Here is a 15,242-nt window from a genome sequence, read left to right as displayed (position 1 = left end):
GTCGTACATGCGGGTTCGCGCCGCGCTGAGAAGGAGAACGCCTACATGACCAGACCGCCCGGACCGCCCGCCCAGCCGGCGCACCCCTTCAGCCCGGCCGGGCGGGTCGACCCGTACCCGGCGTACGACTGGCTGCGCGCGCACGAGCCCGTGCACCGCGACCCGATGACCGGCATGTGGCTGGTCACCGGATACGCGGACTGCGTGGCGCTGCTCAAGGACCCGGCCTTCTCCGCGGCCGCGGGACAGCGCGAGCGGTCCCGGGACGACGACCTGCCGGTGTCCATGCTGACCACGGACGGCGCCGACCACGCGCGGCTGCGCGCCCCCGGTTCGCTGCTGCTGGGCACGGGCGCCCTGGCGTCCGTTGCCGACGGCATCGCCGCCGACACCGACGCGCTGCTGGACCGGGCCGCCGGGCACGGGGTGCTCGCCGACGCCGTGGAGGAACTCGGCGTGCCGCTCGCCACCGCCGTACTGGCCCGGCTGATCGGCCTCGGCGCGGACCAGCACGGGACGCTGGCCGAGCTGGCGCGTGCGGCCTCCGTCAACCTCGATCCGCTCGCCCCGCCGCACGTCGCCCGGCTGGGCCGGGCCGCGATGGGCGAGCTGACCCGCTTCCTCGACGCCCACATCGACACCCTCGGCCACCCGGAGCCGGGCGGTTCGCCGGAGGCCGGCGGCACCCAGGGGAGTCCGCTCGCCCGGTTCGCCGCCGATCCCCGGCTGTCCCGGCGCGAGATGCTCGGCGTCCTGGGTCTTGCCGTGGTGGGCGGCTGGCAGCCGCTCGCCGAGGCCGTCGGCAACGCCCTGTACTGGCTGCTGCCCCGCCCCGACGTGCGCGAGGCCCTGCGCGCCGGCGGCCGGGAGGCGGCCGAGACGGCCATGGACGAGCTGCTGCGCCTGGAGGCGCCCATCCCCTTCACCGCCCGCGTCACCGTGCGGGACGCCGAGCTTCCGGGCGGCCGCGTCCCGGCGGGGCAGCGGGTCCTGGCGGTGCTGGCCGCCGCCAACCGCGACCCGGCCGTGTTCGCCGACCCCGGTGCCCTCGTGTGGGACCGCAGTCCCAATCCGCACCTCGCCTTCGGCGGCGGCCCGCACTTCTGCCTGGCCGCCCGCCTCGTGAAGCAGTCAGGTGCCCTGCTGCTCGGCCGGATCGTGCGCCGGTTCCCCGAGGCGGCTCTCAGCGGGGCCGAACCGCGCTGGGCCGCGACCCTGATCCCGCGCCGCCTCACCGGGCTCGGCGTCGACCTGGGAGCGTGCGCGCCACGGCGGACGGGGAGTGGGCCGGCGGAGTCCGCGCGGGCGTCCGGCCGGGAGTCCTGTACGGAGGCGGAGGCCGCGCATGCCTGAGGTGATCGTGGTCGGCGCGGGCGTCGCGGGCCTGGCGTGTGCCGCGCGGCTCGCGGAGGCGGGCGTCGACACCCTCGTCCTGGAGGCCAGGGCGCGTGTCGGCGGCCGTGTCCGCACCTTCCGCCCGGCCGACGGCGGGCCGGCCCTCGAACTCGGCGCGCAGATCGTGCACGGCGACCGCAACCCGGCGCACACCGTGCTGGGCCCGCAGCCCGCCGCTCCGCGCCCGGAGGCGGCGTACGTGGTGTCCGGACGTGTCGCCCGCCCCATGGCGCTCCTGGCGCGTGGCGGCCATCCGCCGTGGCTGCTGGAGTCCCGGCTCGCCGGCTGTACGGCGCAGGGCGGGACGAACCCGGCCGACGGCGGGGACCCGGCCGGCTCCCCGCACGGACCGACCGTCGGTGCCTGGCTGGCCCGCAGCGGTGCCACGCCAGCCGAGGTGGCCACGGGCCGCGAGTGGGTGCGGCAGACCTGGGCGGCCGATCCCGACCGGCTCGACGCCCCGGCCGTGGCCGCCGCCGTGCGGCAGGATCCCGGCGGACGCGGCGAGTTCACCGTGCCCGGCGGCCTGGACCTGCTTCCGGCACGGCTCGCCGAGGGGCTGCGGGTGCGCACCGGCGAGCCGGTCCGCCGGATCGGGGCCGGGCCGGGCGGGACCGGCGTCCGGCTGCTCACCGAGGACGGTGAGCTGACCGCGGACCGGGTCGTCGTCGCCGTACCGCCCGCCGTGGTGGACCGGGGGCTGCTGACCGTCGACGGACTCGGCCCGGACCGCGCCGCGGCCGTCCGGACGCTAGCCCCGGGGGACGGGTTCTGCGCCGTGGTCACCCTGACCGGCACCGCCCCGCGGACCGCCTCCGTCTTCGACGCGGACGGGGTCGGCGGGTTCGTCTCCTGCCGGCGCGGCCGGCCCGAGGTGCTGATCGTCGCCAAGGACACCGCGGCGGCGTGCGTACGTGAGGCGGCGGGGTCCGGGGCCCGTCTCGGCGCGCTGCTGGCGGTGGCACTGCCGTGGACCGCGGGAACGGAGATCGCCGGCGTCGAGACGGCCGACTGGGCCGCCGACCCGTGGAGCGGGGGCGCGTTCTGCGCCCCGGGGCCCGGCGCGGTCCGGGCGGCCCGGGAGTGGGCGCGGCCGCTGGACGGACGGGTGTTCTTCGCGGGCGAGGCCGCGGTGACCGGCCGGGCGCTGCCCTGGCTGCAGGGGGCGTACGCCGACGGGCGGCGGGCGGCCGAAGAGGTTCTGGAGGCGGGGAAGCAGTGACAGCGAACGTCCACTCGGGGTGGTATCTGGCCGCCTTCGCGTCCGAACTGGACGCCGAGGTGGTGCCGTTGGACATCGGGACACGCCGGCTGGTGGCCGTACGCGGAGAGGACGGCGGCCTGCGGGTGTACGACGCCGACTGCCCGCACCGCGGCGCGCACCTCGGCCACGGCGGCCGCCTGGAGCGCGGCTGTCTGGTCTGCCCGTTCCACGGGCGGCGCGTGGGGCTCGGGGAGCCGGCGGGGGAGGGCAGCCGGCCCTGGGTGCGCGAGCACGAGGCGATCGTGTGCGGCGACGCCGTGTTCGTACGCCTCACCGACGGGCCGGAGGACGACCGGGGGCTGCGGGCGACGCTCAAGGAGCTGTCCGCGGCCAAGCCGCTGGTGAAGGCCGTGGAGCGGCCGGTCGCCGCCGCCGCCGACCTGATCGTCGAGAACGCCTTCGACACCGACCACTTCACCGCCCTGCACAAGGTGCACCGGGTGCGCGGGATGCTTCACTCCATGGGTGCGCACGGCGAGTTGGTGATGGACGGTGAGTTCCCGATGCCCGCCTCGCCGTGGGGCGGCCAGGGCGCGGGGCGGCCCGCGGCCGCCGCGCCGGCGTACGTGCCGCGGTTCCACGCGCGCGCGTTCAGCCCGGGCGTGGTGGTCACCGAGTTCGGGCCGAGCCACGAGGTGCACGTCATCGTCACCGGTGCGGTGCCCGACGGGCGCGGCGGCTGTGTCGCGCGCGTCGCCGTCGGGGTGGGCGAGGGCCGCGAGGACCAGCTGCCGATGCTGATCGCCGGCAGCGAGCGGGCGCTGGCCGAGGACATCGCCGTCTGGGAGCACCTGAACCCGCGCGTGACGCCCCGCTACGACGCGGCGGACGCGGCCGTCGTCGCCTACCGGGAGTTCTGCGCGGGCTTCACCGACCTCGACCCCCGGGAGGCGCCGTGAGCGAGACCGCCACGACCCGGCACGACGACGCCCCCGACGAGCCGCTGCCCGGCGAGCTGCGGGGCACGTACGACGGACTGCACACCCGCACCTACGGCAGCGGCCCCACCGTGCTGTGGGTGCACGGGTACACCATGGACGCCACGCTCTGGCGGCCCCTGTGGCGGCTGCTGCCCGGGTTCCGTCACGTCGGTGTGGACCTGCCCGGACACGGACGCTCCGAGCCGCTGTCACCGGGGGTGACGCTGCCCGGACTCGCCGCCCGGGTGCGGGATCTGGCCCGTGCCGAGGAGGCGAGGCGCTGGGTCGGGCTGTCCTTCGGCTCCACCGTCGTGCTCCAGATGGCGATCGACGCCCCGGACGCGGTGGACCGCCTCGCCGTCGGCGCGCCCACCCCGGCCGGAGGCCCGCCCGATCCGGCGGCACGCAAGCGCTACATGGAGCTGCTGATGCTGCGCCGGATGCGGGGCGCGGCGGCCGCCGGCCAGCTCGCCGACCTGTGGATGGCCGCGCCGCCGGACATCTTCCGCGGCACGGAGAGCCGTCCGGAGGTCCGGGCCCGGGTGCGGGCGGTCGTCGCCAGGCACTCCTGGGCCGAGCTGGACAACGGCGCGATGGCGGCGCTCAGCGGCCATGTGCACACGGCGGAGGAGCTGTCCCGGATCACGGCCGACACGCTCGCCCTGACCGGCGAGGACGACATGCCGGTCTTCCACGAGAACGCCGCCCTGCTGGTCCGTGCGCTGCCCCGCTGCCGCGGCGAAGTCGTGCCGGGCGCGGGCCATCTGCCCTTCCTGGAGCTGCCCCGGACCACGGCCGCTTCGCTGGCGGGCCACCTGGGTGTGAAATTTTCGGACGGAACATTCGACGACCGAGGAGTTTCCGTGCCCACGCACGCCCGTATAAAATGATCAACGGCAGAAATCGGGGGGACTGGGGGACATGCCGATATTCGTGCTGGAGTTTTTCGGGACGATTCACCAGGTGATGGGGGCGGTGGACACCGCCGACCTCGCTTTCTTCTTCGGACCGCACCTGCTGGGGGAGCGGGCGGTCTCGGAACGGGCCGCGCTGAGCCTGCACTTCGCCCCGCGCGCCGGGGCGGGCCGCCGGGACCGCGAGGTACGGGTCCTCGACGGGGAGGGACGGCTGCTGCGCCGCTGGGCCTTCCACGGCATCGGCGGCATCCCGCCGATGCTGCCGCCGTTCGCCGTCATGAACCAGCGGTACGCGCTCGTCCAGGCGGCCGTGCTGGCCAAGGGCGACAGCGTGGTCGCGCTCATCGGCGGGGTGGGGTCCCCGCGCAACTCGGTGGCGCTCGCCCTGGGCGGACGCGGCTGGCGGATGGTCTCCGGGCGGTACCTGGTCGTCGACCGTGTCACCGGGCGCACGCTGCCGTACCAGCTGCCGCTCGAACTGCGCGGCGCCGCCCTGGAGAGCGCCCGCGCGGCCGGTCTCACCGACGGGCCGTCGGACGATCTGCGTCCCGTCTGCTCGCCGTTGACGGGGTCGTCCGTGCAGGTCCGCCCGGAGCGGCTGCTCGCGACGGCGGCCGTCGACGAGGCCCTGGCACCGGCCGCACTGGTCCGGCTGTGCACCGGCGGGGCCTACGGATGCCGGCTGGAGGACTGGGACTTCGCCCCGTCGGTCTGGCCGTCCGAGGCCGCCGCGGACCTGGCGGCCGCGCCCCGCATGCGGCTGCTGATGCCCGAGTCGGGCGGCGCGGAGGAAGCCGCCGACCTGCTGGACGAACGACTGACCGCGCCCGCCGCGAAGGGAGCCCCGCCGTGCCCCGCCGTACCGCCTACACCGAGGGAACGCCCTGCTGGATCGGCTACGCGGGGGTCGACCCCACCGGGGCGAAGGACTTCTACGCGCGCCTCTTCGGTTGGGAGTTCCGATCCGAGGGCGGCCGCGGCCATCACCTGATCCTGCTCGGCGACGACCTCGTCGGCGGCCTCGGACCGAGTCCCGCCGGGCCCCGGTTCGGCTCCTCGTGGACCGTCTACCTCGCGGCGAAGGACCTCGACGCCGCCCACCGGGGCGCCGAGCGGCAGGGCGGCCGGATCCTCGTCCGCGGGGTCCCGGCCGGCGCCGACGGCCGGCTGAGCCTCGCCGTGGACCCGCTGGGCGCGTCCTTCGGCCTGTGGCAGGGGGCGCACGACGAGGGCGTGGTCCTCGTCGACGAGCCCGGCGCGCTGACGGGCGCCGTCCTGCGGACGCCCCGACCGGAGGCGTCCGCGGCCTTCTACCGCGAGGTGTGCCGCACCGACGCGTCGACCGGCGCGGTGACCGAGGGGGCGACGGCCGCGGGCTGGGTGCCGTACCTGGGGGTCGCCGATGCCGCCGCCTTCGAGGACCGCGCCCTCGCGGCCGGCGCGCGGCGGCTCGCGCCCGGCCTGCTGGCCGACCCGTGGGGTGCCGCGTTCGGCGTCACCGACCGGTTCGGAGCCGTCCGGGCCGACTGACGGCCGCCGCGTCTACGCATTCGTCCGGCCGTTCCGGGCGATACGTAATCGGCGCAGTGCGCATCGCATTCCATTCAGCTGGGCTTCCCGGACGTGCAAGGGTTCTTTCCGAGAAACGACCGGAAAACGGTCGGGGAACGAAGAGCACCCGCTGGGGAAATTCCGTCGGACGCTTCGGTGCGGATCGGAATTCGGCGGAGATGCCACCGGGGGACCAGGTGGGGAAGGGGAATGCGATGGCACCCGAGATCGTGGTTGTCGGCGGGGGGCCCGCCGGCTCCATAGCGGCGGCACTGCTGGCCCGGCAGGGGGCACGTGTGCAGCTCCTCGAACGCGCGCACTTCCCGCGCTATCACGTCGGGGAGTCGGTGGCGACGTCCTGCCGCGCCATCATCGAACTGGCCGGTGCCCTGGAGAAGGTGGCCGAGCGCGGCTACATGGTGAAGGAGGGCCTGCTGCTGCGCTGGGGTGCCGAACGCGACTGGGTCGTCGACTGGCCGGAGATCTTCGGCACCGAGGCACAGAGCTCCTGGCAGGTCGACCGCGCGGACTTCGACGACGTCCTGCTGCGGCACGCCGCCTCCCAGGGCGTCGAGGTGATCGAGGGCGCCCAGGCCCGCAAGGTGCTCTTCGAGGACGGGCGCGCGTGCGGCGTCGAATGGACCCACGAGGGCCAGGAGCGCACCAGCCGCGCCGACTTCGTCATCGACGCGTCGGGGCGCGCCGGACTGATGTCCGTGCGCCACCTCGGCAACCGCACGCCGCACGACGTGTTCCGCAACATCGCCGTCTGGGGCTACTACCAGGGCGGTGGCCTGCTGCCGCGGACGCCCCGCGGAGGCATCAACGTCATCTCCTCGCCCGAGGGCTGGTACTGGGTCATCCCGCTCAAGGACGACGTGTTCAGCGTGGGCTTCGTGACCCACCAGGACCACTTCCGCAAGCGCAAGGAGAGGTACGCCGACATGGAGTCCCTCTTCCTGGACGCCGTGCGGGAGTCGGAGACGGTACGGGACCTGGTGGCGGACGGGGTGTTCCAGCACGACGTCCGCGTCGAGCAGGACTTCTCGTACACGGCGGACAGCTTCTGCGGCCCCGGCTACTTCCTCGCCGGCGACTCCGCCTGCTTCCTGGACCCGCTGCTGTCGACCGGCGTCCACCTGGCCATGTACAGCGGGATGCTCGCCGCCGCGTCGATCCTCGCACAGGACGCCGGCGAGGTGACCGAGGACGAGGCGCTGTCGTTCTACGAGTCCCTCTACCGCAACGCCTACGCGCGCATGTTCTCGATGGTGGCCGGCTTCTACGAGCAGTACCGCGGCAAGGCCACCTACTTCTGGCTCGCCCAGCGGCTGGCCCGCGGCCGCCACCCCGAGCTGATGAACCAGCGCCCCGCTCCCGAGCCGATGCGGTCCGCGCCCGACAGCGAGGCCTTCGCCGCGCTCACCGCCGGCGTCCTCGACCTGGACGACGCGGCGCGGGCGGGCGGCGCGCGGCCGCTGCCGCACGAGGTGCTGGCCGCGCGCATGTCCCGGCAGCACGACCTGAACAACGCGGACGCGGCCACCGGGCTGTACCTGAGGACCACTCCGCGGCTGGGCATCGGCCGGGCCGGCCGGGCCGCGGAGACGGCGCACGCCTGACCCCCGCGGGCGGTGCGCGGGTGGGCGGGGCCACTGCGGCCCCGCCCACCGCCGTGCTGCGCGGTTCCGCTGCGGCAGCGGGACCGCACGCTCAGAGCTGGAGTTCCGCGCCGAGCGCCCCGGTCAGCTCGTGGCGGCTGTGGATGCCGAGCTTGCGGTAGATACGGCCCAGGTGCGTGTCGACGGTGCGCTTGCTGAGGAAGAGCTTCTCGGCCACCTCCTGGCTCGAGTGCCCACGCACCACCAGCTCCACGACCCTGAGCTCCGCCGGGCTGAGCAGCGCCCGCTCGCCCTGCGACACCGGCCGCGCGGCCGACGCCGGCTGCTCACGGGGCGCGCCGTCGAGGATGGTCGCCGCTGCCGCGTCCTCGCCGAGCGCCAGATAGGACCGGGCGGCCTGCGTCCGCCACGGCAGGCAGGCCGGGTTGGTGATGCCGCGCAGGGCGAGCCGGTGCCCGCAGTCCAGGAAGAGCCCGGCGGCGGCCGCGTGCTCGCCCCGCGCCGCGGCGACCGTGCCGCGTGCCTGGAGGAACAGCGCCTTGATGAACGGGTGCGCGTCACCGGCCACCTGCTCGCCGTCCAGGAGAGCGGCCGCCTCGTCCGTACGGCCCAGGCCGGTCAGGGCGCGCGCCGTACAGGCCAGCGCCGCACCGGTCAGGGCCGAGGCGTTGAGCCGCCGGGCGAGGCGCAGCGCGGTCGTGGCCTCCGCGTAGGCGGCCTCGTGGTCCCCCAGCCGTTCGGCGGCGTCGCTGCACACGAGATGGGCGAGCAGGGCGCCGGCCAGGTCGTCGGCCGCGCGGGCGGCGCCGGCCAGCCGGGTGGCCAGCGATCTGCCGCCCTCGACGTCCCCGGTCCAGATGAGCGCCAGGGCGGCGCCGACCAGTCCGGCCGCCGCGGCGGGCGCCATCGCCTCCGGATCACGGACCGCGCCGGCGACGACCCGTGCGGCCATCCGCCGTGCGGTGCTCAGCCGGCCGCCCGCCGCCGCGGCCGCGGCGAGAGCCCCGCCGAAGGTGCGTGCCGCCGCGTCCGCGGGGGCGGCGGCCGCGAGCCGGGCGGCCCGGCGCAGCCCGGACCGGTGCCCGGTGAGCAGGCTCTGGGCGGTGAGCCGCAGCAGGTGCTCCCGCGGCGGCGCCGGCAGCGCCGCCAGCTCCCCGCACACCCGGACGAAGGGCTGAGCCCCCTCCACGGTGGCGACGAGGGCCGGTGAGGCCATGCGGACCAGGGCCTCGGCGCGCCGGAGCGGGCCGGGGGCGCCGTCGGCGGCGGCGACGGCGTGCCGTGCGCAGGCGTCCAGATCGCGGTGGAGTTCGACCGCGCCCAGCCGCACGGTGAGGTCGAGAAACGATTCGTCTCTGTCCGCGTCGGCCCCGCCGGCCCGCTCGTCCCGGTCGGCCGCCTCGTCCTGCTCCGCGTCGCCGGCATCGTCCAACAGGGCCAGGGCGCGTCGCAGATAGCGGGCCGCGGCCTCGTGGTCACCGGCTGCCGCGGCCTGGGTGCCGGCGGCGCGCAGCACGTCGAGCCCCCAGTCGCAGCCGCCCTTGAGCAGGTGCTCCGCGGTCTGCCGGGCCGGGGCGCCGAGGCGGGCGAGGACGGCGGCCGCCCGCCCGTGCAGCGCGAGCCGCTCGTGTGCCGGTACCCGGGCGAGCACGGCAGGCCGGACGGCGGGGTGCGGGAACCGGACGGGCGGGCCGGACTCCAGGAGGCCCGCCCGGACGAGCGTCTCCCGCGCGTGCTGCTCGTGCACCTCGCCGCGCTGCGACAGCGCCCCGCACACGGCCGGATCGGTCTCCGGCCCGAGGACGGCCAGCAGGGCGAGCAGTTCACCGGCGGCCGGCTCGTCCTCATCGAGCCAGGCCAGCACGGTCTCCGACAGGGCCTGCGCGCCGATCGGAAGCACCTGCTCGGGGTCGGGTGAACCCGGCGGTACGTGGGTGCGGCGCAGCCGGGTCACGAGGTCGTGCAGCACCAACGGGTTGCCGTGCGCGAGCGCGTGGCACAGCGCCGCCAGCTCCTGGTCGACGGGGCTGTCGAAGGCGCGGTCCACGAGCTCCGTCGTACAGGTCGGACACAGCGGCTCGGGCCACAGGCTCAGCAGGTACGGCAGCGGACCGAGGTCCTCCGTGACCTGCGCCGCCGCCCTCGACGGCAGCGTCGCCACCATCAGCACCGGCAGGTCGTCCAGGCGCCGCGCGATGTAGGAGAACCAGCGCAGCGAGGGCTCGTCGGCCTGCGTCAGGTCGTCGACCAGGATGGCGACCGGCCGGTCCACCGCGAGGGACCGGGTGGTGCGCAGCAGACCGAGCAGCGCCTCGTGGGTGGGCCGGGTGCCGGGCCACGCGCCCTCGCCGCCGAGCCCGGTCCCGTCCGTCCGGTGCGGGTTCCCCGCGTCGTGGCCGGCCCCGGCGGCCTCGCGCCCGCCGAGCACCGGATCGAAGAGCTGGCGCACCATGCTGTACGGGAACTGGGTCTCGCTGGGATGGCAGCGGGCCCGCAGGACGAGGGCGTCGGCCGGAAGCAGCCGGGGCACGGCGCCCAGCAGCGCGGATTTCCCTATGCCGCGCGGTCCTTGCACGGTGGCCACGGTCGGACGGCCCAGTGCCAGTGCGTCGACAGCCTGTTGGAGGAGGGATATCTCCTGCTCTCTGTGGTACAGATCCCCGTTCGGTGCATGCATCAGGCCAATGTGGCATTCTCCACCGGGCAGTTCAAGCCAACATCGTTGCCACCGAAGCGGATTCGGGTCCGAACACCCAGGTTTCGCGGGTTCACACTCCGCCCGCTGCCGCGTTACGTATATGCCACCCGCGCAGGGATACGTATGAATGGGCCCGGTGCGTATCGGATGAAGCATTTACCCGCAGCTGTCCCCGTGTTTGGGTTGCCGACGTGACGCCACGTCAGGGCTGATCCGTACGACAAGGGGGACCGATGGAAAAGCCGCGTCTCAAGGCGCATTTCCACGTCGACGTGGTGGAGGGCGAAAGGGTCTTCCTCTACGCGGAGGGCCAGGACTACCTGGTGCCCGGCAAGGCGGCGGCGGCGGTGGTGCCGTACCTCGACGGCCGTCGCACCGTCATGGAGATCGTGCAGGAGCTCGCCGGCACGCTGCCCATCCCCGCCGTGTTCCAGGCGCTCACCCGCTTCAAGGCCGCCGGGCACCTGGCCGAGGGCCGCCCCGACCTGCCGGAGAACACGCTCGCCTACTGGGACGCCCTCGGCATCGACCCCGCGGCGACCCTGGGCACGGCGCCGGTCACCGTCTCCGCCGCTCCCGGCACGGACCCCGGGCCGGTCCTCGACGCGCTGCGCGCGCTCGGACTGACCGCCCGCACCGGGCCGTTCGACGAGGTGCCCGCCGAGGGCGTGGCCGTCGTCCTCGTCGACGACTACCTCGACCCGGCCCTGGAGCGGCGCAACGAGCGCCAGCTGGCCGCCGAGCGGCCCTGGCTGCTGGCCCGCACCGGCGGCGTCGCCCCCTGGATCGGTCCCTTCCTCGACCCGGACCACACCGGCTGCTGGGCCTGTCTGGCCCAGCGTCTGTCCGGCAACCGCCAGTTGGAGCGCTACCTGGCCGGCAAGCGCGGCGAGTCCGTGCCCCGCCACCCGGCGCGCGCCGGCATCGCCGCCGGCCCGATGGCCGCCGCGGGCCTCATCGCCGCGGAGGCCGCCCGGATCGCCGCCACCGGCGAACCCGGCGCCCTGTGCGGCCAGATGGTCACCCTCGACCTCGCCACCCTGAGCACCGAGACCCACCGGCTGATCCGCCAGCCGCAGTGCCCCTCCTGCGGCAACCCGGCCCTCGTCACCGAGCGCAGCCCCAAGATCGTGCTGCACGCGGAAGAGGCCCGCCACACCAGCGACGGCGGCTACCGCGTCACCAGCCCCGAGGCCACCCTCGCCCGTCTGGAGCGGCACATCAGCCCGCATCTGGGCGCCATCACCAAGCTGGTGTCGCACACCCCCGAGAACAACACGCTGACCTACAGCTTCGCCGCCGGCCACAACTTCGCCATGGTCAACGACAGCATGGACCTGCTGCGCCGCAACCTGCGCGGCCAGAGCGGCGGCAAGGGCCGCTCCGAGGTGCAGGCCAAGGTCAGCGCCGTCTGCGAGGCCATCGAGCGCTACGTCGGCGTCTGGCGCGGCGACGAGCCCGTGCTGCGCTCGGCCTACCGCGACCTCGACCCCCGTACGGCCGTCCATCCGCGCAGCCTGCTGCACTTCTCCGAGACGCAGCTCGCCGGGCGCGAGGCGTGGAACCGGGACCCCGCCAACCGGCTGCACAAGGTCCCCGACCCGTTCCCCGAGGACGCGTCCGTCGACTGGACCCGCGGCTGGTCGCTCACCCACGACGAGGAGCGGCTGATCCCGGCCGCGTACGCCTGGTACGGCCACCCGGACCTCAAGGACCACTTCTTCTGCATCGCCGACTCCAACGGCAGCGCCGCCGGCAACACCCTTGAGGAAGCGATCCTGCAAGGGCTGTGCGAGCTGACCGAGCGCGACGCCGTCGCCCTGTGGTGGTACAACCGGCTGCGCCGTCCGGCCTTCGACATGGACTCGCTCGACGACCCGTACGTCGACCGGCTGCGCGCCTTCTACGACGCCCAGGACCGCGACCTGTGGATGCTCGACATCAGCTGCGACCTCGGGATGCCGGTGTACGTGGCCGCCTCGCGGCGCCGCCACAGCGTCGAGGACGTCATGGTCGGCTTCGGCGCCCACCCGGACCCGCGCGTCGCCGCGTTCCGGGCGCTCACCGAGCTCAACCAGTTCCTGCCGATGATCGAGAACCGCGACGCCGACGGGAACACCGCCTACCTCGTCGACGACCTGGAGACCCTGACCTGGCTCAAGGAGGCCACGGTCGAGAAGGAGCCCTGGCTGCTGCCCGACCCGGAGCTGCCCGCCACCCGGGTCGGACCCCAGGCCGGATTCGACCTCGCGGCCCGGATCCGCGAGCAGGTCGCCCGCATCCAGGAGGCCGGCTCCGAGGTGATCGTCATCGACCAGACCCGCCCCGACCTGGAGCTCAACGTCGTCAAGGTGATCGCACCCGGCCTGCGCCACTTCTGGCGCCGGCTGGGCCCGGGCCGGCTCTACGACGCGCCCGTGCGCCTCGGGCTGCTCGCCGAACCCACCGCCGAGGCGGACCTGAACAGCTGGAACGTCTTCTTCTGATCGCGTGTCGCACCGCGGGCCACGGCACCTTCGTGGCCCGCACCTCATCAGGCGGGGGAGCCATGACCATCACCACCACAGATCCGGGCACGACGGCCGCCACGTACACCGGGACCACCCGGCTGGTCCGGGGCGCCGCGTTCGAGGACGGGCAGCTCACCACCCGGTTCGGCACCCTGCGCCTCAAGGCCCTGCCGGCCGGCGCCGAGGCGGCACTGCGCGCCCTCACCGAGGGCGACCTGGACGAGGCCGCGATCAGCGGCCTCGTCGTCGCCGGCGACGGCGAGGCGGGCCTGCTGCGCTGGCAGATGCTGCGCGGCCGGCTCGACGCCATGGGCCTGCTCGAACACGCGGTGACCGGCCCGGACGGCGCGCCCCTCGCCCGTCTCGTCGCCGTCGGCCGGGGCGGCACCACCCTGCGGCCCGCCCCGCGCGGCCCGGCCCGCCTCTCCCGGCACGCCCTGCTGCTGCCCGCCGACGGCGTCCTCACCCTGCGCGCGCCCGGCAGCCCGCTGGCCGTGGAACTGTCCGCCGGCGCGGCCGAGTTCCTCACCCGGCTGACCGACTGGACCGAGCGGACCCCGGCCCCCCTGCTGCGGCTGCTGGCGACCGCCGGCGCCCTGAACCCCGGCGGTCCGGACGCCGACCCCGAGACCGGGCGCGGCGCCGTGCAGTGGGACCCGGTCGACCTCGCCTTCCACGCCCGTACCCGCACCCCGGCGGCCGCGCCGGGCTACGGCGGCACCTACCCGCACGCGGACCGGTTCCCGCCCGAGCCGGCCGCCGCGCCCGCGGGCGGCGGCCCCGCCGTACCGCTGCCCGTGCCGGACCTCGACGCGATCGCCGCGCGGGAGCCCTCCCTCACCGAGGTCCTCGAGGGCCGCACCTCCACCCGCGCCCACGACCCCGAGGCGCCCCTGACCCTGGCCCAGCTCGGCGAACTCCTCTACCGGACCGTCCGGATCCGCTCCACGTTCACCGGGAGCGACGGGCAGGAACTCGCGGACCGTCCCATGCCCAGCGGCGGCTCCGTGCACGAGCTGGAGGTCTACCCGCTGGTGACGAACTGCGCCGGGCTGGAACCGGGGCTCTACCGCTACGCGCCCGACCGGCACGAGCTCCAGCCGGTCGCCGCGCCGGGCCCGGCCACCGTGCCCCTGGTCAAGGAGGCCCGGGACGCCGCGATGATGACCGGCGACCCCCAGGTCGTGCTGCTGGTCGCGGCCCGCTTCGGCCGGGTCATGTGGAAGTACGAGACGGTCGCCTACCCGCTGATCCTCAAGCACGTGGGCGTGCTCTACCAGACCGTTTACCTGGTGGCCACCGCCATGGGGCTCGCCGTCTGCGGCCTCGGCGGCGGTGACACCACCGCGTTCGCCGCCGCGACCGGCCGCGACCCGCTGCTGGAGGGTTCCGTCGGCGAACTCGTCCTGGGCAGCCGCCCGCCCGCGCAGCCCGAACCGTCCGCCGTCGCGGGCGACTGACCACCGAAGGGGGGAAGCGGACCCGTGCAGTTCCGCTACCAGGCGCTGCAGCGCAAGCGGGAGCCGGACGAGCTGGACGCACCCGTCCTGCTCGCCGCCCCCCGCGGCTGGATCGCCGTCTTCGTCGTGATGATCATGATCGCGGGTGCCTGCGTGTGGGCGCTGGCCGCACGGCTCGAGGTCACCGTCGACGCCCCGGGCGTCCTCACCCATCCGGGCGGCACCAGCCAGGTCCAGAGCCCCTACACGGGACTCGCCCGCGAACTCCTCGTACGCCCCGCCGAGCAGGTGCGGGCCGGGCAGCCCGTGGCCCGGCTCACCGACGGCGCCGGGCACACCCGGACCGTCACCAGCCCCTTCACGGGCAAAGTCATCAGCGCCGCGCTGACCACCGGGCAGTACGTCCACGCCGGCTCGACCGTCGCCACGGTGGAACGCACCGACCTGCCCGACGACCGGCTCGTCGCCCTGGTCTTCGTCCCCGCGGACCAGGCCGCCCGGCTCGTGCCCGGCCGCCCCGTCGACCTGTCGGTGTCGACGGCGCCCCCGGCCGCCTACGGCCTGCTGCGCGGCAGGGTGACCGCCGTCGACCCCTATCCGCTCACCCGCGAAGGCCTCGCCGCGATCGCCGGCGGGGAGCTGGCGGCGGAGACCTTCCACCAGGGACAGGCGCCGCGCCTGGTCACCGTCGACCTGATCCCCGACCCCGGCTCCGCGTCCGGCTACACCTGGAGCACCGCCAAGACCCCTCCCGTGCGGCTCGGGTCCCAGACCTCCGTCTCCGCCTCGATCGAGCTGCGCACCCAGTCGCCGTTCGACCTGGTGCTGGGGCGCTGACCAGGCCCGAAGGCCCCCGGTAGCCGCGGAAGCGGGGTGCCGGCGACGGCCCCGGGCGCCGAAGGAGC

10 protein-coding genes are annotated in these 15,242 nt (G+C 75.3%); 9 read left to right on the top strand and 1 reads right to left on the bottom strand.

From position 1 onward, the window contains the following. Nucleotides 1-45: 45 nt before the first annotated feature. The 6 genes from BLW57_RS17290 to BLW57_RS17265 all read left to right on the top strand — a co-directional run bounded on the left by BLW57_RS17290 (nucleotide 46) and on the right by BLW57_RS17265 (nucleotide 7,669). A complete protein-coding gene (locus BLW57_RS17290; protein ID WP_093475614.1) occupies nucleotides 46-1,353 on the top strand; it encodes a cytochrome P450 in 1,308 nt (435 codons plus the stop codon). Then, entirely contained in the window at nucleotides 1,346-2,617 is a 1,272-nt protein-coding gene (locus BLW57_RS17285; RefSeq protein ID WP_093475613.1) for a flavin monoamine oxidase family protein, read from the top strand. Before BLW57_RS17290 ends, BLW57_RS17285 begins: the two co-directional genes overlap by 8 nt. Continuing rightward, a complete protein-coding gene (locus BLW57_RS42335; protein WP_093697170.1) occupies nucleotides 2,614-3,558 on the top strand; it encodes a Rieske 2Fe-2S domain-containing protein in 945 nt (314 codons plus the stop codon). Before BLW57_RS17285 ends, BLW57_RS42335 begins: the two co-directional genes overlap by 4 nt. Further along, on the top strand, nucleotides 3,555-4,469 hold the full coding sequence (locus tag BLW57_RS17275; protein WP_093475611.1) for an alpha/beta fold hydrolase: 915 nt from the start codon (nucleotides 3,555-3,557) through the stop codon (nucleotides 4,467-4,469). Before BLW57_RS42335 ends, BLW57_RS17275 begins: the two co-directional genes overlap by 4 nt. Nucleotides 4,470-4,500: 31 nt before the next feature. Next, nucleotides 4,501-5,487, top strand: a complete 987-nt coding sequence (locus BLW57_RS17270) for a hypothetical protein (RefSeq protein WP_093475610.1) — start codon at nucleotides 4,501-4,503, stop codon at nucleotides 5,485-5,487. A 775-nt stretch (nucleotides 5,488-6,262) separates the two neighbouring features. Beyond that, entirely contained in the window at nucleotides 6,263-7,669 is a 1,407-nt protein-coding gene (locus tag BLW57_RS17265) for an NAD(P)/FAD-dependent oxidoreductase (protein ID WP_093475608.1), read from the top strand. A gap of 91 nt (nucleotides 7,670-7,760) precedes the next feature. On the opposite strand, the gene BLW57_RS17260 is transcribed toward BLW57_RS17265, so the two are convergent. After that, entirely contained in the window at nucleotides 7,761-10,346 is a 2,586-nt protein-coding gene (locus BLW57_RS17260) for an AAA family ATPase (protein ID WP_176985617.1), read from the bottom strand. A 254-nt stretch (nucleotides 10,347-10,600) separates the two neighbouring features. Between BLW57_RS17260 and BLW57_RS17255 the strand changes: the two genes are divergently transcribed. From BLW57_RS17255 to BLW57_RS17245, 3 genes are all read left to right on the top strand, one after another. Next, nucleotides 10,601-12,853, top strand: a complete 2,253-nt coding sequence (locus BLW57_RS17255) for a TOMM precursor leader peptide-binding protein (RefSeq protein ID WP_093475605.1) — start codon at nucleotides 10,601-10,603, stop codon at nucleotides 12,851-12,853. A 62-nt stretch (nucleotides 12,854-12,915) separates the two neighbouring features. After that, entirely contained in the window at nucleotides 12,916-14,337 is a 1,422-nt protein-coding gene (locus BLW57_RS17250; protein ID WP_093475604.1) for a SagB family peptide dehydrogenase, read from the top strand. A 24-nt stretch (nucleotides 14,338-14,361) separates the two neighbouring features. After that, a complete protein-coding gene (locus BLW57_RS17245) occupies nucleotides 14,362-15,174 on the top strand; it encodes an HlyD family efflux transporter periplasmic adaptor subunit (RefSeq protein ID WP_093475602.1) in 813 nt (270 codons plus the stop codon). The last annotated feature ends 68 nt before the right edge of the window (nucleotides 15,175-15,242 follow it).

The organism is Streptomyces sp. 1222.5 (genome assembly GCF_900105245.1).
Taxonomy (GTDB): domain Bacteria; phylum Actinomycetota; class Actinomycetes; order Streptomycetales; family Streptomycetaceae; genus Streptomyces; species Streptomyces albidocamelliae.
Note: the sequence above shows the minus strand (reverse complement) of the source record. Positions and strands in the feature narration are given on the sequence as shown.

Coding starts and splice junctions, on each gene's coding strand:
- BLW57_RS17285 (WP_093475613.1), top strand. CDS start 1,346: ATGCCTGAGGTGATCGTGGTCGGCGCGGGCGTCGCGGGCCTGGCGTGT.
- BLW57_RS17250 (WP_093475604.1), top strand. CDS start 12,916: ATGACCATCACCACCACAGATCCGGGCACGACGGCCGCCACGTACACC.
- BLW57_RS17255 (WP_093475605.1), top strand. CDS start 10,601: ATGGAAAAGCCGCGTCTCAAGGCGCATTTCCACGTCGACGTGGTGGAG.
- BLW57_RS17260 (WP_176985617.1), bottom strand. CDS start 10,346: ATGCATGCACCGAACGGGGATCTGTACCACAGAGAGCAGGAGATATCC.
- BLW57_RS17265 (WP_093475608.1), top strand. CDS start 6,263: ATGGCACCCGAGATCGTGGTTGTCGGCGGGGGGCCCGCCGGCTCCATA.
- BLW57_RS17270 (WP_093475610.1), top strand. CDS start 4,501: ATGCCGATATTCGTGCTGGAGTTTTTCGGGACGATTCACCAGGTGATG.
- BLW57_RS17290 (WP_093475614.1), top strand. CDS start 46: ATGACCAGACCGCCCGGACCGCCCGCCCAGCCGGCGCACCCCTTCAGC.